A 20,095-nucleotide genomic window follows, 5' to 3' on the forward strand; every position below is an offset into this window, starting at 1 on the left:
GTCGCTGGGGCTCAGTCAACGTTCAGGTCGGCAGGCGCAAAAACTGAACGTTGACTTCGAACCCGTCATCCCTGCCGGCCGCGGGCGAAGCCAGGGTCATACGCGCCTTGACCCCTTGGACGATGGTCTTGGCAATGGCCAGGCCGAGCCCTGTGCCGCTGGCTTCGCTGCTGCCGCGCACAAAGCGCTCGGTCAGGCGCTGTAACACTGGTGCAGGCACAGCCGGCCCACCATTGACCACCCGCAGCAGCGCCTGGTCCGTCAGGCTGACTTCAACCGGTTGGTCCTGCGCCCCATACTTCAATGCATTCTCGATCAGGTTGCGCAGCAGAATACCGAACGCGTCCGGGTCAATCGCCGCATACACACTGCCCTGGGTAGGAAGCTGCAAGCGAATGCGCTGACCGCTGCTGCGATTCCATTCATCGACCCCATGGGCCAGCAAAGGGATCAGGTCCTGGGGCGCCTCGGACAACAGCCCGCCGCCCTCGGCCTTGGCCAACTGCATGAGCTTTTCCGACAGCCGTGCCAGCTCGCGCAATGAGTTTTCGATCTTCGTCGCACGCATGCGTAATGGACCTTCCGGCGCTTCCTGGCGCAGACGCTGGATCTGCGCCAACGTCGCGGCCAACGGTGTGCGCAATTCATGGGCACTGTTGGCGGTGAAGCTACGCTCGGCCTCCAATGCCTTGCGCAGGCGCTCCAACAGGTGGTTGACCGCGTCGGCCAACGGGTCGATTTCTGCCGGCAACCGCGCCACGCTGATCGGCGACAAATCCCCCACCCCTCGGGCTTCCACGGCACGGCGATAGGCCAACACGCTACGCAGGCTGACGCGCACAAACAGCCAAGTGCCCAACAAGCTGATGGGGATCAACGCCAATAGCGGCAGCAACAAAGCAAACAAGGCTTCCCGCGCCGCCTCGCGGCGATGCCCCAGCGGCTCGGCGATCTCAATGAACAACGTATTGCGCAGCGCACTCGCACCATACAGCCGGTACTTTTTCGTGGTAGAGAACCCTTCGCGCGGCGAGTCGTTGAATATCTTCGGGTTGGCGTCATGGGACTGCATCAGGATCTGGCCCTGGGCATCACGCACCAGGTAGGTCAGATACTCCTTGTGCATCTTCAAGGTTGCGATGTGCTGGGCGGTGCGCGGTTCTTCGCGGTTGCTGATTTCCAGCACGGCCAGGGGCAGGATGCGTTGCGCGGTCTCTTCCAGGGCACTGTCGAACGCTTCGTTCAACTCATGTTGCACCACCAGCCAGGCGCCGACGGTCGCGCCCAGCCAGAGCAAGGTCATGCCCAGGGTCAGTCCCAGGCCAAGGCGCCTTTGCAGGCTGATCGGCGACTTCATACGGTCATCAACCGATAGCCCATGCCGCGCACGGTTTCCACCAGCTCACGCCCCAGTTTTTTACGCAGGCGGCTGATGTAGACCTCGATGGTGTTGCTCTCGATTTCGGCGCCAAAGGCATACAAGCGCTCTTCGAGCTGCGACTTCGACAGCAACGCCGTAGGGCGCTGCACAAACGCCTCGAACAGCGCCCACTCGCGTGCCGTGAGGTCAATGGTGACGCCGGCGCGCTGCACGGTGCGCGCGTTCATGTCGATCTGTAATTCACCGAGCCTGATCAGGGGGTTCGGGTTGCCGCTGTAGCGGCGGGCCACCGCGGCCACACGGGCCGAGAGTTCAAACAGGTCGAACGGTTTGACCAAGTAGTCGTCGGCGCCGGCATTCAGGCCGGCGATGCGGTCGGAAATCTGGTCCTGGGCGGTGAGGATGATCACCGGGGTCACGTTGCCAGCCGAACGCTGCTGGCGCAAAAAGTCCAGCCCGCGACCGTCAGGCAACATCAGGTCCAACAGAATCAGGTCATACGGCGTGGTGCGCACACTGGCGCTCGCATGCTCCAGTCGCTGCACCCAATCGACGGCGTGGCCGTCATCGGCAATCTGTTCGCGTACCGCCTCGCCCAGCCCAGGTGCGTCCTCGACCAATAAAACGCGCATCTGGCACCTCCTCTGATGGTTGTCGTGCAGCACCCTAGCGGCCTTACCTGACGTGAATCTGAAGATTCAGCCGGTTGTCAGGAATGCCCCCTAGGGTATGCCGCACAGGCCCATCGAATCGGAGATAGATCATGAAACCCGCTTTTATTGCCAGCACCGCCCTGCTGAGCGTCCTGCTCGGCGGGTACGCCCTGGCCGATGATGACTGCCGCGAGCCGGTCAACGACTGGCAACCGCGCGAAACCTTGCGCCAGCAGGTCGAGCAGCAATACGGCTGGAGTGTGCAGCGCATCAAGGTCGACGACGGTTGCTACACGCTCAAGGCCACCGACCGCAAGGGCAATGCGATCGAAGCCAGCTACGCACCCGCCTCGCTTCGCCTGCGCAAACTGGAAATCCATTTCGGCGACAACGGCGACGCACGGGATTACCTCGACCGCCCTGGTGCTCAATGAGCCTGACGCTTTCCAAGGCTTTCAGGTTGCTGTCAGCCAGCAGGTCCAGGCTTTCGCCACAACGCTCAACCAGGACATCCCCATGAAAACACTCTTCGCTGCAACCTGCCTCGCCGGCGCCCTTGCTCTCCCGAGCCTGGCCCAGGCCCGAGAAGTCACCCTGACCACCCAGCTCAAGCCCTACAGCGGCAACGGTGCGTACCTGGCGATCTATGTCACTGACGCCAACGGCCAGTACCAGAAAACCCTTTGGGTGGCCGGCAAGAAAGCCAAGTATTACCGCCACCTGAGCGACTGGGCCCGTGGCAGCGGCATGAACCCAAGCGAGTTTGACGGGCTCAGCGGCGCCAGCGTCGGCAGCGGCGACACCCTCACCGTCAGTGTTGAACTGGCCGACACCTTGATCGATGCCGGGTATCAGATCCGTATCGACAGCGCCGTGGAAGACAAACGCGACAGCCGCGCCGACGTCAGCGTTGCCCTGACATCGAGCGGGTCGAGCAAGCCGGTGAGCGGCAACACTTACGTCGAGTCGTTTACCTACGCCCTGTAGTACTCGCCACTTCTGGAGGCTGAACATGCTTCGCCAGTTCCACTCACTGCCCGGACTGATCGCCGCCCTGCTGGTCATGATCATGGCCATCAGCGGCGCAGTGTTGTCCGTCAACCCAGCGCTGGAACGCCTGCACAGCACATCAATCGAGGCCGGGCAGCTCAATGTCGGCCAGTTGGCCGGGCGCATCGCCCAGCATTTTCCGGGGGTGGAGCAGATTCAGCGCACCGCGTCCGGGACGTTGATCATCTACTACACCCAGGACGGCCAGGCCGCTGCGCAAACGGCCGATCCACTGACGGGCGAGGGCCTTGGCCCCTACGAACCGTCGGCCGTTTCGCGCTGGGTCAAAGACCTGCATCGCTCGCTGTTCATGGGCACCGCAGGGCATGGGGTCGCGGGTATCGGCGCGTTTTTCATGCTGATCCTTTCAGTGTCCGGCGCGCTGTTGCTGGCGCGCCGCCTGGGCGGCCTGCGCAACCTGCTGCGACCGCTACGGGGCACGTTCAGCCAACGCTGGCATGCCGAAGTCGGGCGCCTGGCCGTGCTTGGCCTGTTGCTCTCGGCCCTGACGGGGCTCTACCTGTGCGCCACCACCTTTGGCCTGATCGCCGACGGCAGCCAGAGCGAGCCGGCCTTCCCGACCGCCATCAGCGCCGGCGTGGCGCAACCGGTGGCCAACCTGCAAGCCTTGCAGGCCACCGACCTGAATGACCTGCGCGAACTGGTGTACCCGAGCCCCGGTCACCCGCAAGACGTGTTTTCCCTGCGTACCGCTCAGGGCGATGGCTACGTGGACCCGGTCAGCGGCACGTTGGTGTCTTATCAGGCCCATGATTCGCTGCATGACCTTTACCAATTGATCTATCAATTGCACACCGGTGAAGGCCTCTGGTGGCTGGGCTTGTTCCTTGGCCTCTGCGCCCTCAGCGTGCCCCTGATGAGCGTGACCGGCATGCTGCTCTGGTGGCGCCGCCGCAAGGCCGGCCCGCGCATTCGTCATAACAGCCCTGCCCACGCCGCCGACAGCGTGATTCTGGTGGGCAGTGAAAACAACACCACCTGGGGCTTTGCCAGCACCTTGCATGACGCGCTGCACCAGGCCGGCCATCGGGTGCATAGCGCAGCGATGAATGAATGGACAGGGGATTACCGCAGCGCGCAGCGGGTATTGATCCTGACGGCCACTCATGGCGACGGCGACGCGCCCGCCTCGGCCACACAGTTCCTCAAACGGCTGGAGCAATGCGCGATCAAACCCGGCCTGCCTTTTGCCGTACTGGGTTTTGGCGATCGACAGTTTGCGCAGTTCTGCCAATACGCCCACGTCGTGCAGGCCGCCATGGAGCAGGCCGGCGGCGTGGCGTTATTGCCACTGGAAACCATCAACCGCCAGTCCTCCCAGGAGTTCATGCGCTGGGGCCTGGACCTGGGTGAAGTCCTCGGGCAGGCGTTGAAACTGGTCCACAACCCCGAGCGACCACGTACCCATCAACTGGTACTGGCCGAATGCACTGTCTATGGCGAGCAAGTACAGGCACCGACCCACGTCCTGCGGTTCAAGGCACCCGGCGGGCTGCCGCGTTTCCAGGCCGGCGATCTGGTCGGCATCTACCCGCCGGGCAGCCCGCTGCCACGCTTTTATTCGCTGGCCAGCAGCCGCGACGATGGGGTGCTGGAGATTTGCGTGCGCAAACACGAAGGCGGGCTGTGTTCGGGTTTCCTGCATGGCCTGGCAATCGGCGCGTCGATCGAAGCCTTTATCCAACCCAACCCGCAATTTCGCCCGGCGTCGGGTGCACACCCGGTGATCCTGATTGGTGCGGGTACCGGCATTGGCCCCCTGGCCGGTTTTATTCGCAACAACAAGGCCAGGCACCCGATGCACCTGTATTGGGGTGGGCGTAACCCGGCGTCGGATTTCCTCTATGAACCGGAGCTCAACCGTTACCTGGCCGACCACCGCCTGACCACGTTACGCGCCGCGTTTTCCCAAGTGCAGGACCGCAGCTACGTGCAAGACCGGTTGATCAACGATGCCCTGACGTTGCGGCGGCTGATTGAAAAAGGCGCCCAGGTGCTGGTGTGTGGCAGTCGCGAGATGGCCAAAGGCGTGATGCAGGCCCTGGATGAAGTACTGGTGCCACTCAACTTGAGTGTGCAAGCCCTCAAGACACAAGGACGCTACCGTGAAGATGTCTACTGATAGCCAACGCTACAGCCTCAACGGCGAGACCATGGGCACGCGCTACAGCGCCGTGTTCTATGCCGAGGCGGGCCTCGACATCGAGGCGATCAGCCGCAGCCTGGCCCAGGCCGTGGAGCGGGTGGACCAGCAAATGTCCCTCTGGAAAGCCGATTCCGACCTCAATCGCCTCAACGCCGCCCCCGAGCAGACCTGGCTGCCGGTGCCCAAGGAACTGGCCAGCGTGTTGGCGACAGCACTGCGGGTCAGCCAGCAATCCGCCGGCGCCTTCGACATCGCGGTCGGTGACCGGGTCGAGGCCTGGGGCTTTGGCCCCGGCGCCCCCACGATCACCGCACACAACGTCGACACCCTGGCGCCACGCCCCCGCCTGAGCGCCCACGCGGGGTTGACGGTGGACCTGCAACGACATCAAGTGCGCAAACACGCGCCGCTGCACCTGAACCTCAACGCGATCGCCAAAGGCTTTGGCGTCGATGAACTGGCACGCTGCCTGGACGGTTTCGGACTGACCCGCTACCTGGTCGGTATCGACGGCGAAATGCGGGCCCGAGGCGTCAAGCCGGATGCCCGACCTTGGGTCGTGGCCATTGAAAAGCCGTGCCGGGGCCGGCGGGAAGTCATGGGCGTGATGGAGCTCTGCGATGCGGCCATCGCCACCTCTGGCGACTACCGGCACTGGGTTGACCTCGAGGGGCGACAGTATGCCCACACCCTTGACCCGGCCACCGGCGCGCCCTTGCGCAATACGATCGCCGCCGTCACGGTGGTGGCCGCCTCGTGCATGCTTGCCGATGCCTGGGCCACGGCGTTGATGGTGCTCGGCGAGATCGAAGGCCCACGCCTGGCGCAGGCGCGCGGCATGGACGCGCTGTTCGTGCTGCGCGAGGGTGACCAACTCAAGGAAATATCGATTGTCGACGGCATTCTGCAGGCGCAGATTGAGAACCGTCCGATCCAAACACCGCCCACGAACACGAGTCCCGCTCAACCATGAAATTCATGCACCGGCACACCGAGTCCCATCGCAGTGATCGTATCGGCTGGCTGCGCGCCGCAGTCCTGGGGGCCAACGACGGTATCGTCTCCACCGCCAGCCTGCTGATCGGCGTCGCTGCCGCCAACGCTACCCACGCTTCGCTGCTCGTCACCGGCATGGCCGGGTTGGTGGCGGGCGCAATGTCCATGGCGGCCGGCGAATACGTTTCCGTGCATTCCCAAGCCGATACCGAGCGGGCCGACCTGTCACGGGAACGGGCGGAGCTGGCGAGCAACCCGAAGGCCGAACATAGCGAGCTTGCCCACATCTACATGCACCGCGGGGTGTCACCCGAACTGGCCCACCAGGTCGCCGATCAGTTAATGGCACACGACGCCCTGGGCGCACATGCCCGTGACGAGTTGGGCATCAGCGAGGCACTCACGGCCAAACCGCTGCAAGCGGCACTCGCCTCGGCCGCCAGTTTTGTGGTCGGTGCCGCATTGCCGCTCGCGGTAACGGTGATCGCGCCGCCCCACAGCGTGGTGCCGTGGATATCCGGCATGTCCCTGCTGTTTCTGGCCAGCCTGGGCGGCGTCGCGGCCAAGGCCGGCGGAGCAAGCATCATCACCGGCGCTTGGCGAGTGACCCTGTGGGGGGCACTCGCCATGGGCGTTACGGCGACCGTAGGAGCGCTGTTTGGCGCGGTGGTGTAGGTGGCGCTTACTTTTTCTCAGCCAACACCTTGAGCGCCTGCGCCGCTGCCTGCTCCTGCCCGGCCTGGGCAGTGGCGTTGGCGGCTTCACGCCAGCGTTGTGCGTCCACGTTGGCCGGCAACTGGCTCGGGCGCTGGGTCAGGATGGCCCAGTGTCCGGCACTCTTCCACGCCGATTCAAAATCACTGAAGCCCATCAACAGTCGCCGGTCCATGCCTGAACGCAACAACACGGTGCTCTTCTGCTGGTTAAAGCCGACGACCACCACGTAGTGCGGTTCAGACCAGAACCGGCCACTGATGCGCGCCATCACCGGGTAGCCCGCCGCCACCTGCGCCAGCACCGCGGTCAGTTTGGCATCCAGCGGGTACACCATCAGCCCGTACTCACGCGCCAGCACCTGCATGTTGCGCTCCAGATCAGCCTGCGCAGCGGGCAAGCGCAGCGGTTTATCGAGCAAGCCCGGTGTCATCACAATGCCTTGTTGCGACAGCATGCTGGCTAATGCCGTAGGACCGCTCTGATAGGCATCGCTGCGAAACGTCGGGACGCCATTGAGTTCAACGCGCTCCGGCAAGCCCGCAAGCTTCGACGGATGACCGGAACAGGCCGCCAGCCCGAGGGCACAGGCCAGCAACCAGGATGTTTTAACGTTCGACCGTAACCGCAATTTTTTACTCTCTTGATCAACTGTCGGTGAGGGGCCTGATCATAGCCCAATCGCGCCGACAGTAAACCGCGGGCAATGGCGTTCTCTATAGCCGAGAACCCCAGTAAACACGCGGTGATAGAGCAAACAAGTTGGATGGACACGACCATTGGTCAATAGCAGGCAACCGCCGGGTAGCTAGACTGTCCATTGAGAAGACTGTGTGTGCCCCCTACGGGGCGAAGGAGGCCCGAATGAGCCTTGCAACAACGATTGTCCTGTTGATCTGCGGTTGGCTGGCGGTAGCCGGCGCCATGTTGTGGGGGGTGTTGCGCATTACCCGCCGGCACCATCACCCCCACGCCAGACCCACTGCGCCCGCCAAGCCGCATAAGCGCGCGGTGCACCACGCCTAGCCAGGCATGCAATTGAAGTCCTGCGTCGCGGCGACTTCCTTGCCGTGACCATCCATCAGGGATGCGCGCACGGTGGTGCCCAGGCTGGATTCCACCAGGGTGTAGTGTTCACCCGCCTTGAAGTGCTTGTACTCCACGCGGCCCTGGCAATCCTGCTGGTTATCGTCGCCCGGTTCCTCCTCATAGAGCGTCACATCCAGGCGGTGGTCCCCCGGTGGCACTTCAAAAAAGCGCCCGTCATCCACGCGTTTGCCATCCACGCGCTCGGCCATCAAGTCATTCGGGGCTTCTTCCTTCAAGCCGATCCAGGCTTCGCTCGGGTCAGCCTTGGGAATCGGGCCGGCACAGGCCGACAACAACAAGACCGCGCCCAGGGCGGGAATCAGCAGGAGTGGTTTAAGTGACAGGTTTTTCAAGTTCATGGCAGGGCTCCAAAGGACATCGATCAAGGCGCTGGACGCAGAAAAGTGACTCGCGTCCGATGGGGTACAAGCTTGAGGAGCTCGCCTTTGTAGAACAAATGAATACACATGAAACGATCTTCAGCGCATAACTAAAACTTCCTTCACCTGGCTGAAAGGTGCGTGTTAGGTGGGTCGGTCAAGACTGCCGGGGTTTGCAATCCTGCTCCCTCCGGAGGTTCACGCATGCTCGGGCTGGTAAAGACCGCACTGCAAAAGCCATACACGTTTATCGTGCTGGCCATATTTATCTGCATCGTCGGGCCCATGGCGGCCCTGCGCACCCCCACCGATGTTTTTCCCGATATTGGCATCCCCGTCGTCGCCGTGGTGTGGCAATACAACGGCCTGTCGCCGGACGCCATGGCCGGTCGGGTGATCTACACCTATGAACGCTCTTTGAGCACCACCGTCAACGACATCGAACATATCGAATCGCAATCGCTGCCCGGCATGGGCATCGTCAAGATCTTCTTCCAACCCGGCGTGGATATCCGCACCGCCAATGCCCAAGTCACGGCGGTGTCACAAACCGTACTCAAGCAAATGCCGCCGGGCATCACGCCGCCGCTGATCCTCAACTACAGCGCCTCGACGGTGCCGATCCTGCAAATGGCGTTCTCCAGCCCGACGCTGTCTGAAGCCAGGATCCGCGACCTGGTGCAGAACAATATCCGCCTGCCCTTGAGCGCCCTGCCCGGCCTGGCCATGCCCACGCCGATGGGCGGCAAACAGCGCCAGATCACCCTCGACCTCGACCCGCAGGCGCTGGCCGCCAAGGGCTTGTCGGCGCAGGACGTGGGCAACGCCCTGGCGCTGCAAAACCAGATCATCCCGGTGGGCACCGCCAAGCTCGGCCCCAACGAATACACGATCCTGCTCAACAACAGCCCGAAGGCCATCGATGAGCTCAACGACCTGCCGATCAAAACGGTTGATGGCGCACTGATCACCATCGGCCAGGTGGCCCACGTGCGCGACGGCTCGCCGCCGCAGACCAATATCGTGCGCGTCGACGGCCATCGCGCGGTGCTGATGCCGGCGTTGAAAAACGGCAGCATCTCGACCCTGTCGATCATCGACGGCATCCGCCAGATGCTGCCGCGCATCAACGAAACCCTGCCGCCGTCGCTGAAGACTTCGCTGTTGGGCGACGCCTCGGTATTCGTCAAGCAATCGGTGGGCAGCGTGGCCCAGGAAGGCATCATCGCCGCGCTGCTGACCAGCGCAATGATCCTGTTGTTCCTCGGCAGCTGGCGCTCCACGCTGATCATCGCCGCATCGATTCCCCTGGCCGTGCTGTCGGCCATCGCGCTGCTGGCGGTCAGCGGGCAGACCCTTAACGTGATGACCCTCGGCGGGCTGGCGCTGGCGGTGGGGATCCTGGTGGACGACGCCACGGTGACCATCGAAAACATCAACTGGCACCTGGAACAAGGCAAGGCGGTGAAGACCGCGATCCTCGACGGCGCCGCGCAGATCGTCGGCCCGGCATTCGTCTCCCTGCTGTGCATCTGCATCGTGTTTGTGCCGATGTTTTTGCTGCAAGGCATCGCCGGTTACCTGTTCCGGCCGATGGCCCTGGCGGTGATCTTCGCCATGGCCAGTTCGTTCATCCTTTCGCGCACCCTGGTGCCCACCCTGGCGATGTTCCTGCTCAAGCCGCACACGCCGGAGCCCGGTGCGGGGCATCATCCGGAAGATGACTTCATCAACCACCACGAAGGCGAGCAGCACCGCCAACCGCGCAATGCCCTGCTGCAATCGGTGTTGAATTTCCAGCAGGGGTTCGAGCGTCACTTCTCGAATATCCGCGACACCTACCATGGCCTGCTGACCCTCGCGCTGGGCACCCGCAAGGGCTTTATCGTCGGCTTCCTGGCCTGTGTGCTGGCGTCGTTCCTGCTGCTGCCGAGCCTCGGCCAGGACTTCTTTCCCGCCACCGACGCCGGCGCATTGGCGCTGCATGTGCGCCTGCCGCTGGGCACGCGGATCGAAGAAAGCGCGGCGGCCTTCGACCGGATTGAAGCGCGGATTCGCGAAGTGATCCCCGCCGAAGAGCTGGACACCATCGTCGACAATATCGGCATTCCGCTGAGCGGCATCGACATGGCCTACAGCAGCAGCGGCACCATCGGTCCGCAGGACGGTGATATCCAGGTCAGCCTGAAAAAGGGCCACGCGCCCACCGCCGACTACGTGAAAAAACTGCGTGAGGCGCTGCCCCAGAGTTTCCCCGGCAGCCACTTCGCCTTCCTGCCAGCGGACATCAGCAGCCAGATCCTCAACTTCGGCGCGCCGGCCCCGCTGGACGTGAAAATCTCCGGGCGCAGCGATGAAGAAAACCGCGCCTATGCCGTGGAGCTTGAGCGTCGACTGCAACACGTACCCGGCATCGCCGACCTGCGTATCCAGCAGTCCACCGGCTACCCGTCGCTGCAAGTGAATGTCGACCGTATGCGCGCCAACGGCCTGGGCATTACCGAACGGGACGTGACCAACAGCATGGTCGCCTCCCTCGCCGGCAGCTCGCAAACCGCACCGACCTTCTGGCTTAACCCGGCCAATGGCGTGTCCTATTCCATCGTCGCCGCCACCCCGCAATATCGTCTCGACAGCCTGCCATCGCTGGAAGCGCTGCCGGTGACCGGTGCCGACGGCCAGTCGCAGATCCTCGGCGGCGTGGCGACCATCTCCCGCGTGCAAAGCCCGGCAGTGGTCACGCACTACAACATCGAACCGACCCTGGACCTGTACGCCAACGTGCAAGGCCGTGACCTCGGCGGCGTGGCCCGCGACGTGCAAAAAGTGCTGGACGACACCGCATCGATGCGTCCCAAGGGCGCGGTGATCAGCCTGCATGGCCAGATCGATGCGCTGCACGAAGCCTTCAGCGGCTTGAGCTTTGGCCTGCTCGGCGCGGTGGTGCTGATCTACCTGCTGATCGTGGTCAACTTCCAGTCGTGGGTCGATCCGTTCGTGATCATCACCGCATTGCCGGCGGCGCTCGCAGGGATCGTGTGGATGCTGTTCCTCACCGGGACGTCGTTGTCGGTGCCGGCATTGACCGGCGCGATCCTGTGCATGGGCGTGGCCACCGCCAACTCGATCCTGGTGGTGAGCTTCTGCCGCGAACGCCTGGCCGAGCATGGCGATGCTCTGAAGGCCGCGCTGGAAGCCGGCTATACGCGCTTTCGCCCGGTGTGCATGACGGCCCTGGCGATGATCATCGGCATGTTGCCCCTGGCCCTTTCCGAAGAACAGAACGCGCCCCTTGGCCGAGCGGTGATCGGCGGCTTGATCTGCGCCACCGTCGCCACCCTGTTATTTGTTCCCGTGGTCTTCAGCCTGGTCCACGGTCGTCACTCTACTCGCGCAGTTGCTGGAGAAAACCCACATGTCGTCTGATCACAACCCCTCGCGCAAGCGTCTGATGCTCATGGGTGTCGGCGGCCTGACCCTGGCCGCCCTGTTGGTCGCCAACGGCCTGCATGCCCGCACGATGCACGAACAATCGGTCACCGCCTGGACCGAAACCGCCGCCATCCCCCAAGTCATGGTGTTCCAGCCACAACAGAACGTGGCCGGCGACACCCTGCGCCTGCCCGCGCACCTCGAGGCCTGGAGCAAGGCGCCGATCCATGCGCGGGTCAGCGGTTACCTGAAGGACTGGAAAGTTGATATCGGCAGCCAGGTCAAGGCCGGGCAAATCCTCGCCGAGATCGACAGCCCCGACCTCGACCAGCAACTGGCGCAAACCCATGCGCGCCTGGTGCAGCAACAGGCCAATGCACGCTTGGCCGAAACCACCGCCACACGCTGGCAAAACCTGCTGGGCAGCCACTCGGTGTCACGCCAGGAAGCCGATGAAAAAACCTCCAACGCCGCAGCCGCAAAGGCCAACGCCGAGGCGGCCGCGGCCGACTATGCACGGCTATCGGCGCTGGAAAGCTACAAGACCATCCGGGCCCCCTTCGCCGGCACCATCACCGCGCGCAACACCGATATCGGCCAGTTGATCAAGGCCGATACCGACAGCGATCCGGAACTGTTCAACATCGCCGACACCCACCAATTGCGCCTCTATGTGCCGGTACCGCAGAACTATGCGGCGGTGATTCACCCAGGGTTGGAAGCCGAACTGACGGTGCCTGAGCATCCCGGCAAACACTTCAAGGCGCGCCTGATCGGCGACTCCACCGCCATCGACCGTCGCTCCGGCACCCTGCTCGCGCAGTTCGTCGCCGACAACCCCCACGGCGAACTGCTGCCCGGTGATTACGCCGAAGCCACCCTGCCGATTCCGGCGGATACCCATGGCGTCAGCATCCCGGCCAGTGCGCTGATCTTCCGTGCCCAAGGCACTCAGGTCGCGGTGCTCGATGCGCGGAACCATGTGCACCTGCAAGACATCCATATCGGCCTCGACCTCGGCGAACGCCTGGTCATCGACCAGGGCCTGAAACCCGCTGACCGCATCGTCGACAACCCGCCCGACGCCCTGCGCGAAGGCGACCCGGTGCAACTGGCCGACGCCTCCGGAGGTGCGCATGCGCCCAAGGCTTAAGCCCCTCGCGGCGTTGATGCTGCTGGCATTGCAAGGCTGCTCGATGGCGCCGACCTACCACGTGCCGTCGATCGACCTGCCGGCGAACTACCGCGAACAGACCAGCGACGGTCCATGGCACAGCGCGCAGCCGTCCGACCAACTGGCGCCGCAGTGGTGGACGCTCTACCACGAGCCGCGCCTGAATCAGCTGCAACAACAACTGATCGAGGCCAACCCGGACCTGGCGGCAGCGCTGGCGCACTTCGATGCGTCCCAGGCGTATGCCAGCCAATTGCATGCCGGGCTGTTCCCGCAAATCACCGCCAGCGCGCAGCCGTTGCGCCAGCGCCAATCGGATTCACGGCCGCTGCGCGGGGATACGCAGCCATCGGTATACAACAGCAACACCGCCGGTTTTTCCCTGAGCTACGACCTGGACCTGTGGGGCAAAATCCGCAACCAGGTCGCGGCCGGTGATGCCCAGGCGCAAGCGTCCGGCGATGACTTGGCCGTGGCGCGCCTGAGCCTGCAACGTCAGCTGGCGACGCTGTATGTGCAGCTCAATGGGCTGGATGCACAGCGTCGGATTCTCAACCGTTCGCTGGAGGATTACAGCCAGGCCCTGCAACTGACGCGCAGCCGTTATGAAGGCCAGATCGCCTCCGAACTGGACCTGACTCGCGCGCAAAATCAACTGGCCGAAGCCAAGGCACAACTGGATGAAGTCACCGGCCAGCGCAACCTCACCGAACATGCGATCGGTGAACTGGTGGGCGTGGCGGCCAGTGACTTTACGCTGCCGCAGAGCCAACACCTGATGACCCTGCCCGGGATTCCCTCGCAGTTGCCAAGCCACCTGCTGCAACGCCGCCCGGATATTGCCGCGGCGGAACGCCGGGTGTTTGCCGCCAATGCGAATATCGGCGTGGCCAAGGCGGCGTGGTATCCGGATTTCAGTTTGACCGGGTTGATCGGGGGGCAGACGCAAGGGGTGGGCAACCTGCTGTCTGCGGGGAATCGATATTGGGCGCTGGGGCCGTTGGTGAATTTGCCGATCTTTGATGGCGGGCGCTTGAGTGCCAATGAACGCCAGGCCAAGGCCGAGTTTGAAGAGGCGTCGGCGCAGTATCGCAGCCGGGTGCTGAAGGCCGTGCGTGAGGTGGAAGATAACCTGGCGCAGCTCAGGGATTTGCAGCAGGAGGCACAGGATGAGCAAGCGGCGGCAGATGCGGCGCAGCACACCCAGTCCCTGGCGATGAACAGCTATCAGGCGGGCGCGGTGAGTTACCTGGATGTGGTGACGGCGCAGACGGCGGCATTGCAAGCCCAGCGGACATTGCAGGCGGTGCAGACGCGGCAGTTGCAGGCGAGTATCGGCTTGGTCACAGCCCTGGGCGGCGGTTGGCAGCCTGAGGCCTGACAACGCCCTCAGGCACCGTTCAGGCTAAATGCAGGAGGACAGCCAGTTCATCCGTAGCTGACCCACCGCTATCGGGGGCAAGCCCCCTCCCACACTGATGCTGTGTCAGACACATAATGTATAAACGCCGCTGAGCCCCTGTGGGAGGGGGCTTGCCCCCGATAGCGCCCTTCCAGACACATCCTGCCAAAAGCCTGCCCATCAGCCTCTTGCCCTCCGATCTAGCCTCTCCAGGCACATCTTGAGAGGGCCAGGGAATGGCAGATTTACCCGCTTCACACCGCCTGCGCATCGGCCGCGTCAGCGAACCCAACCGCATCTACCTCATCACCACCAACACCCACGAACGCATACCGATATTCAACAATTTCCATCTCGGTCGCTTGGTGGTCTGGCAATTTCGGTTAGCCCAGTACCAAGGGCTGGCGAACTCCCTGGCTTGGGTGGTCATGCCGGACCACTTTCATTGGATTATCGAGCTACAGAAAGGCTCGCTGGCGGATTTGATGCGGCAGGTGAAATCCAAGAGCACGCGATCCGTCAATGGCGTAAGTGGTCGCAAGGGGCGGCTCTGGCAAGAGAGCTTCCATGACCGGGCACTGCGCAAGGAAGATGACCTGGTAAAAATGGCCAGGTATGTGGTGGCGAATCCATTGCGGGCGGGGTTGGTGGAGCGGATTGGCGACTACCCATTGTGGGATGCCATCTGGGTCTAACGTCAAACGCAGTTCAAAATGTGGGAGGGGGCTTGCCCCCTCCCACATTTTTTTTGTGCCTTTCAGGCGGCGAGTTTGCCGCTGGCGATGGCGGCTGAAGCGGCCACCATCGCGCGCAACAGCACTGCACAGCCTGCCGCCAGGTCATCCGGTGCCGCATTCTCGATTTCGTTATGGCTGATGCCGCCTTCGCACGGCACGAAGATCATCCCCGCCGGGCCCAGTTCGGCGACGAAAATCGCGTCGTGCCCTGCCCCGCTGACGATGTCCATGTTCGACAGGCCCAGGCCATTCGCCGCATCGCGCACAGCGTCCACGCAACCTTTATCGAAGTACAGCGGCGGGAAGTCGGCGGTGGGTTCCATCTCAAAGCTCAAGCCGTGTTTGGCGCTGGTGTCCTCAATCACCTTGCGCACCTGGGCAATCATCGAATCCAACCGCGCCGGTTCCAGATGACGGAAATCCAGGGTCATGCGCACTTCACCGGGAATCACGTTGCGTGAGCCAGGATAGGCCTGCAGGCAACCGACGGTCCCGCAAGCATGCGGCTGATGCCCCAGCGCCGCCGCATTGACCGCCGCCACCACCGCCGCCGCGCCTACCAGGGCGTCCTTGCGCAGGTGCATCGGCGTCGGCCCCGCATGCGCTTCAACGCCGCGCAGTTTCAGGTCGAACCACTTCTGCCCGAGGGCGCCGAGCACCACGCCGATGGTTTTCTTCTCATCCTCAAGAATCGGCCCCTGTTCGATATGGGCTTCGAAATACGCACCGACCTTGTGCCCGCTGACGGGACGCGTACCTGCGTAGCCAATCGCATTCAGCGCATCGCCCACGCTGACGCCGTCCACATCGACCTTGGCCAAGGTATCGGCCAGGGTGAATTTTTCGGCAAACACCCCAGACCCCATCATGCACGGCGGGAAGCGCGAGCCTTCCTCGTTGGTCCACACCACCACTTCCAAGGGCGCTTCGGTTTCGAGCTTGAGGTCATTGAGCGTGCGCAGCACCTCCACCCCCGCCAGCACGCCAAAGCAGCCATCGAACTTGCCGCCTGTAGGCTGGGTGTCGATATGGCTGCCGGTCATCACCGGCGGCAAGTTGGGATTGCGCCCAGGGCGGCGCGCGAAAATATTGCCGATGCCATCAATGGTCACGGTACAGCCGGCGTCTTCGCACCATTGCACGAACAGATCGCGGGCCTTGCGATCGAGGTCGGTGAGGGCCAGGCGGCACACGCCGCCCTTGGGCGTGGCGCCGAGTTTGGCCAGGTCCATCAGCGACTGCCACAAACGGTCGCGGTTGATGTGCTGATGGGTCGATTGCAGAACGTCGAGGGCAGCGTTCATGGGGATCTCCTCAGGCTGTATTTCTTATGAATTGACTTTGACGACTACCGGGCTGATTCCGCGCTTGGCATTCAAGCCGTAATACAACAACCCGCCCAACGCCGAACCGGTAAACCAGCCGTAGCTGTAGAACCAGCTGAACGCATCGCTGCCCAACGACAGCAAGGTCAACACCACCGGCACGCCAAAGGCGACAAAGCCACTCCAGTTCCACGCCGGGTACACGTCGTCGCGGTACAAACCGGCCAGGTCCAGTTGCTGTTTGCGAGTGATGAAGTAGTCCACCACCATGATCCCGGCGATTGGCCCCAGCAAGCTCGAATAGCCCAGCAACCAGTTGGAATACACCGTCTCCAGGCTCACGTCCGAGACGATCAGCCCGAGCTTTTTCAGCAGCTCATGGGCCATCAACGCCAGCCCGACCAGGCCGGTGAGGATCACCGCCGTGGTGCGGTTGATCAGCTTGGGCGCGATGTTCTGGAAGTCGTTGGTGGGCGAGACGATGTTCGCCGCCGTGTTGGTGGACAAGGTGGCGACGATGATCAACGCCATGGCCACGGCGACCCACACCGGGCTCTGGATATGGCCGATCAAGGTGACGGGGTCGGACACGCTGACGCCCACTAATTTCACCGAGGCGGCGGTCATGATCACGCCCAGGGCCGCGAACAGGAACATGGTCAGCGGCAGGCCGAAAATCTGCCCGAGGATCTGGTCCTTCTGGCTTTTGGCATAACGACTGAAGTCAGGAATGTTCAACGACAAAGTGGCCCAGAAGCCCACCATCGCGGTAAGGCCGGCCATGAAGTAACCGGTGAGGCTGGCACCTTCGGGGCGTTTCGGTGGAATGGCCATGAGCTCGCTAAGGGAGACATTGGGCATCGCCCACACCAGCAAACCAATGCCCACCGCCACCAGCAGCGGCGCCGACAGGGTTTCCAGGCGCTTGATCGACTCGGCGCCGCGCAGCACCACCCACAAATTCAGGGTCCAGAAAATCATGAAGCCGATCACTTCACCGGTGCCGCCGAGGGACTTCCAACCGTCGAAAATCGAGCCCAGGAACAGGTGAATCGCCAACCCGCCGAACATCGTCTGGATACCGAACCAGCCACAGGCTACCAGCGCGCGTATCAGACACGGCACGTTGGAGCCGAGGATGCCGAACGACGAGCGCAGCAACACCGGGAACGGAATCCCGTACTTCGTGCCGGGGAAGGCGTTGAGGGTCAGCGGAATCAGCACCACGATATTGGCCAGCAGGATCGCCATCAGCGCCTCGCCCACCGACAAACCGAAGTACGCCGTGAGTACCCCGCCCAGGGTGTACGTGGGCACACAGATCGACATACCGACCCACAGCGCGGTGATGTGCCACTTGTTCCAAGTGCGTTCATGCACCTTGGTCGGTGCCATGTCGTGGTTGTAGCGAGGGCTGTCGAGGACGTCGGGGCCGGCGTCGAGTTCGTACAGGCCGTTGCGTTCTATGACTTGCGATCTGTTCTGTTGCATGGCCGCTCCACGGTTTTTTCGAATTATTGTTGCTCATCCCACGCTTTACGCAGGATGGCCGGAGTACCTCGTTGACAACACGACATCACGGGCCCGGCCAGCCGCCACTGCACTCAATAATCGTGCCGACCACTGACCTTCAACCCGCACCGCTTATATAACGTGCTGATGTTAATCAGCTTTCCAATTGAGCCTGCGGTACTTGCCGCGCTACTCAGGCTAAATAACGCGAAAGTTGTCCGAACCCTCAGGGCTCAATCTGGTGCATCACAATTATTTTTATTTACCGCGCCCGTCAAGCGGCATATCTCAAGCGTCTGATTTGCAATAAGAAATGTTGCTCATATTGAGAACCTGTCAAGTGCGTCAAAATGGTGAGCGTTCGCTACATTTTGGTGATTTTCAATTTTTATCCATATAAATCAACAAGTTAATATCTATATAAGCTTATAAAAAATATTCTTGCTCATTCTAAAAACTCGGGCTAGTTTCTATTCCTGTCACCGATGACAGGTTTTATGCACCCCACGGTGAACAGCATGACAACACTTAGAACTGGCACAAGCCGGTCAAGCCTTGTGAGGAACTCGACATGTCGCTGTTGATCCGTGGCGCCACCGTTATTACCCATGATGAAAGTTACCGCGCCGATGTTTTATGCGCAGGCGGTCTAATTCGCGCCATTGGCACGGACCTGGATATTCCCGCCGGCACTGAGATACTCGACGGCAGCGGCCAATACCTGATGCCCGGCGGCATTGACCCGCATACCCACATGCAATTGCCCTTCATGGGCACCGTGGCCAGTGAAGACTTTTTCAGTGGCACCGCAGCAGGCCTGGCGGGGGGCACCACCTCGATCATCGACTTTGTGATCCCCAACCCGCAGCAGTCCTTGCTGGAAGCCTTTCACCAGTGGCGCGGCTGGGCGGAAAAGTCCGCATCCGACTACGGCTTTCACGTGGCGATCACCTGGTGGAGCGAGCAGGTGCGCGAAGAAATGGCCGAGCTGGTCAGCCACCACGGCATCAATAGTTTCAAGCACTTCATGGCCTACAAGAACGCGATCATGGCCGCCGATGACACCCTGGTGGCCAGCTTCGAACGCTGCCTGGAACTGGGCGCGGTGCCCACCGTGCATGCGGAGAACGGCGAGCTGGTGTATCACCTGCAACGCAAGCTGATGGCCCAGGGCATCACCGGGCCGGAGGCCCATCCGCTGTCGCGTCCCTCCCAGGTGGAAGGCGAAGCGGCCAGCCGCGCGATTCGTATCGCCGAGACCCTCGGCACGCCGTTGTACCTGGTGCACGTTTCAACCCGGGAAGCCCTGGACGAAATCACTTACGCCCGGGGCAAGGGCCAGGCGGTGTACGGCGAAGTGCTCGCCGGCCACCTGTTACTGGATGACAGCGTCTACCAGCATCCCGACTGGCACACCGCGGCCGGCTATGTGATGAGCCCGCCGTTCCGCCCACGCGGGCACCAGGAAGCGCTGTGGCATGGCCTGCAATCGGGCAACCTGCACACCACCGCCACCGACCATTGCTGCTTCTGCGCCGAACAGAAAGCCGCCGGCCGCGACGACTTCAGCAAGATCCCCAACGGCACCGCGGGAATCGAAGACCGCATGGCGCTGCTGTGGCACGAAGGGGTCAACACCGGGCGCCTGTCGATGCAGGAGTACGTCGCGCTGACCTCCACCAACACCGCGAAGATCTTCAACCTCTACCCACGCAAAGGCGCGATCCGCGTCGGCGCCGATGCCGACCTGGTGCTGTGGGACCCCGAGGGCACCCGCACCCTTTCAGCCAAGACCCACCACCAGCAAGTGGACTTCAACATCTTCGAAGGCAAGACCGTGCGCGGCGTGCCGAGCCACACCATCAGCCAGGGCAAGCTGGTCTGGGCCGATGGCGACCTGCGCGCCGAGCGCGGTGCCGGGCGCTATGTGGAACGGCCGGCGTATCCGTCGGTGTTTGAGCAGTTGAGCAAGCGGGCGGAGTATTCCAGGCCGGTGGCTGTGAAACGCTGAGCCCCCCATGTAGGAGCGAGCTTGCTCGCGAAAAACGTTAACGAAAACGCGGGAAGCCTGATACTCAACGGC

17 protein-coding genes are annotated in these 20,095 nt (G+C 62.6%); 11 read left to right on the forward strand and 6 right to left on the reverse strand.

What is annotated here, in order from left to right:
* Nucleotides 1-22: 22 nt before the first annotated feature.
* Together QU606_RS23355 and QU606_RS23360 are read right to left on the reverse strand one after the other, a co-directional pair.
* A complete protein-coding gene (locus tag QU606_RS23355; protein ID WP_193689526.1) occupies nucleotides 23-1,357 on the reverse strand; it encodes a HAMP domain-containing sensor histidine kinase in 1,335 nt (444 codons plus the stop codon).
* Entirely contained in the window at nucleotides 1,354-2,013 is a 660-nt protein-coding gene (locus QU606_RS23360; RefSeq protein WP_168232122.1) for a response regulator transcription factor, read from the reverse strand. Before QU606_RS23360 ends, QU606_RS23355 begins: the two co-directional genes overlap by 4 nt.
* A 131-nt stretch (nucleotides 2,014-2,144) precedes the next feature.
* Between QU606_RS23360 and QU606_RS23365 the strand changes: the two genes are divergently transcribed.
* The 5 genes from QU606_RS23365 (at nucleotide 2,145) to QU606_RS23385 (ending at nucleotide 6,922) form a co-directional block, all read left to right on the forward strand.
* Nucleotides 2,145-2,468, forward strand: coding sequence for a PepSY domain-containing protein (locus tag QU606_RS23365; RefSeq protein ID WP_069076556.1), 324 nt, complete (start codon nucleotides 2,145-2,147; stop codon nucleotides 2,466-2,468).
* 82 nt (nucleotides 2,469-2,550) lie between these two features.
* Nucleotides 2,551-3,021: a DUF2271 domain-containing protein gene (locus tag QU606_RS23370; protein ID WP_024076281.1), complete on the forward strand. Its 471-nt coding sequence runs from the start codon at nucleotides 2,551-2,553 to the stop codon at nucleotides 3,019-3,021.
* A gap of 25 nt (nucleotides 3,022-3,046) precedes the next feature.
* Entirely contained in the window at nucleotides 3,047-5,227 is a 2,181-nt protein-coding gene (locus tag QU606_RS23375; protein WP_304997574.1) for a PepSY domain-containing protein, read from the forward strand.
* Nucleotides 5,217-6,224: an FAD:protein FMN transferase gene (locus QU606_RS23380; protein ID WP_304998648.1), complete on the forward strand. Its 1,008-nt coding sequence runs from the start codon at nucleotides 5,217-5,219 to the stop codon at nucleotides 6,222-6,224. Before QU606_RS23375 ends, QU606_RS23380 begins: the two co-directional genes overlap by 11 nt.
* Entirely contained in the window at nucleotides 6,221-6,922 is a 702-nt protein-coding gene (locus QU606_RS23385; protein WP_024076284.1) for a VIT family protein, read from the forward strand. Before QU606_RS23380 ends, QU606_RS23385 begins: the two co-directional genes overlap by 4 nt.
* 7 nt (nucleotides 6,923-6,929) lie before the next feature.
* Here the strand turns inward: QU606_RS23385 and QU606_RS23390 are convergent, their stop codons facing one another.
* Nucleotides 6,930-7,592 carry a C39 family peptidase gene (locus QU606_RS23390; protein ID WP_102624292.1) on the reverse strand — a complete coding sequence of 221 codons (663 nt, stop codon included), beginning with the start codon at nucleotides 7,590-7,592 and terminating at the stop codon, nucleotides 6,930-6,932.
* Between the two features lie 233 nt (nucleotides 7,593-7,825).
* Between QU606_RS23390 and QU606_RS23395 the strand changes: the two genes are divergently transcribed.
* Nucleotides 7,826-7,987: a hypothetical protein gene (locus QU606_RS23395; protein ID WP_168232119.1), complete on the forward strand. Its 162-nt coding sequence runs from the start codon at nucleotides 7,826-7,828 to the stop codon at nucleotides 7,985-7,987.
* Here QU606_RS23395 and QU606_RS23400 read toward each other — a convergent pair.
* Nucleotides 7,984-8,394, reverse strand: a complete 411-nt coding sequence (locus tag QU606_RS23400; RefSeq protein ID WP_041161254.1) for a hypothetical protein — start codon at nucleotides 8,392-8,394, stop codon at nucleotides 7,984-7,986. The two genes, QU606_RS23395 and QU606_RS23400, sit on opposite strands and share 4 nt — an antisense overlap.
* A 240-nt stretch (nucleotides 8,395-8,634) precedes the next feature.
* Here QU606_RS23400 and QU606_RS23405 point away from each other — a divergent pair, with 240 nt between their 5' ends.
* The 4 genes from QU606_RS23405 to QU606_RS23420 all read left to right on the forward strand — a co-directional run bounded on the left by QU606_RS23405 (nucleotide 8,635) and on the right by QU606_RS23420 (nucleotide 15,133).
* Nucleotides 8,635-11,856 carry an efflux RND transporter permease subunit gene (locus QU606_RS23405; RefSeq protein ID WP_024076287.1) on the forward strand — a complete coding sequence of 1,074 codons (3,222 nt, stop codon included), beginning with the start codon at nucleotides 8,635-8,637 and terminating at the stop codon, nucleotides 11,854-11,856.
* Entirely contained in the window at nucleotides 11,846-13,015 is a 1,170-nt protein-coding gene (locus tag QU606_RS23410; protein WP_024076288.1) for an efflux RND transporter periplasmic adaptor subunit, read from the forward strand. The genes QU606_RS23405 and QU606_RS23410 overlap by 11 nt, the downstream gene beginning before the upstream one ends.
* Complete coding sequence (locus QU606_RS23415; protein WP_069076560.1) at nucleotides 12,999-14,417, forward strand: efflux transporter outer membrane subunit; 1,419 nt, start codon at nucleotides 12,999-13,001, stop codon at nucleotides 14,415-14,417. Before QU606_RS23410 ends, QU606_RS23415 begins: the two co-directional genes overlap by 17 nt.
* A gap of 257 nt (nucleotides 14,418-14,674) precedes the next feature.
* A complete protein-coding gene (locus QU606_RS23420) occupies nucleotides 14,675-15,133 on the forward strand; it encodes a transposase (protein WP_069076561.1) in 459 nt (152 codons plus the stop codon).
* Between the two features lie 62 nt (nucleotides 15,134-15,195).
* Here the strand turns inward: QU606_RS23420 and QU606_RS23425 are convergent, their stop codons facing one another.
* The gene (locus tag QU606_RS23425) at nucleotides 15,196-16,479 is read right to left on the reverse strand and encodes a Zn-dependent hydrolase (protein WP_024076290.1); all 1,284 of its coding nucleotides are present in this window, start codon (nucleotides 16,477-16,479) and stop codon (nucleotides 15,196-15,198) included.
* Nucleotides 16,480-16,503: 24 nt separating this feature from the next.
* Nucleotides 16,504-17,991, reverse strand: a complete 1,488-nt coding sequence (locus tag QU606_RS23430; protein WP_150055858.1) for an NCS1 family nucleobase:cation symporter-1 — start codon at nucleotides 17,989-17,991, stop codon at nucleotides 16,504-16,506.
* Between the two features lie 592 nt (nucleotides 17,992-18,583).
* On the opposite strand from QU606_RS23430, the gene hydA reads away from it, so the two are divergent.
* On the forward strand, nucleotides 18,584-20,023 hold the full coding sequence (hydA, locus tag QU606_RS23435) for a dihydropyrimidinase (protein WP_102624294.1): 1,440 nt from the start codon (nucleotides 18,584-18,586) through the stop codon (nucleotides 20,021-20,023).
* Nucleotides 20,024-20,095: the final 72 nt, after the last annotated feature.

Origin of the sequence: Pseudomonas sp. OVF7 (genome assembly GCF_030644265.1) — a bacterium.
Classification (GTDB): domain Bacteria; phylum Pseudomonadota; class Gammaproteobacteria; order Pseudomonadales; family Pseudomonadaceae; genus Aquipseudomonas; species Aquipseudomonas gorinensis.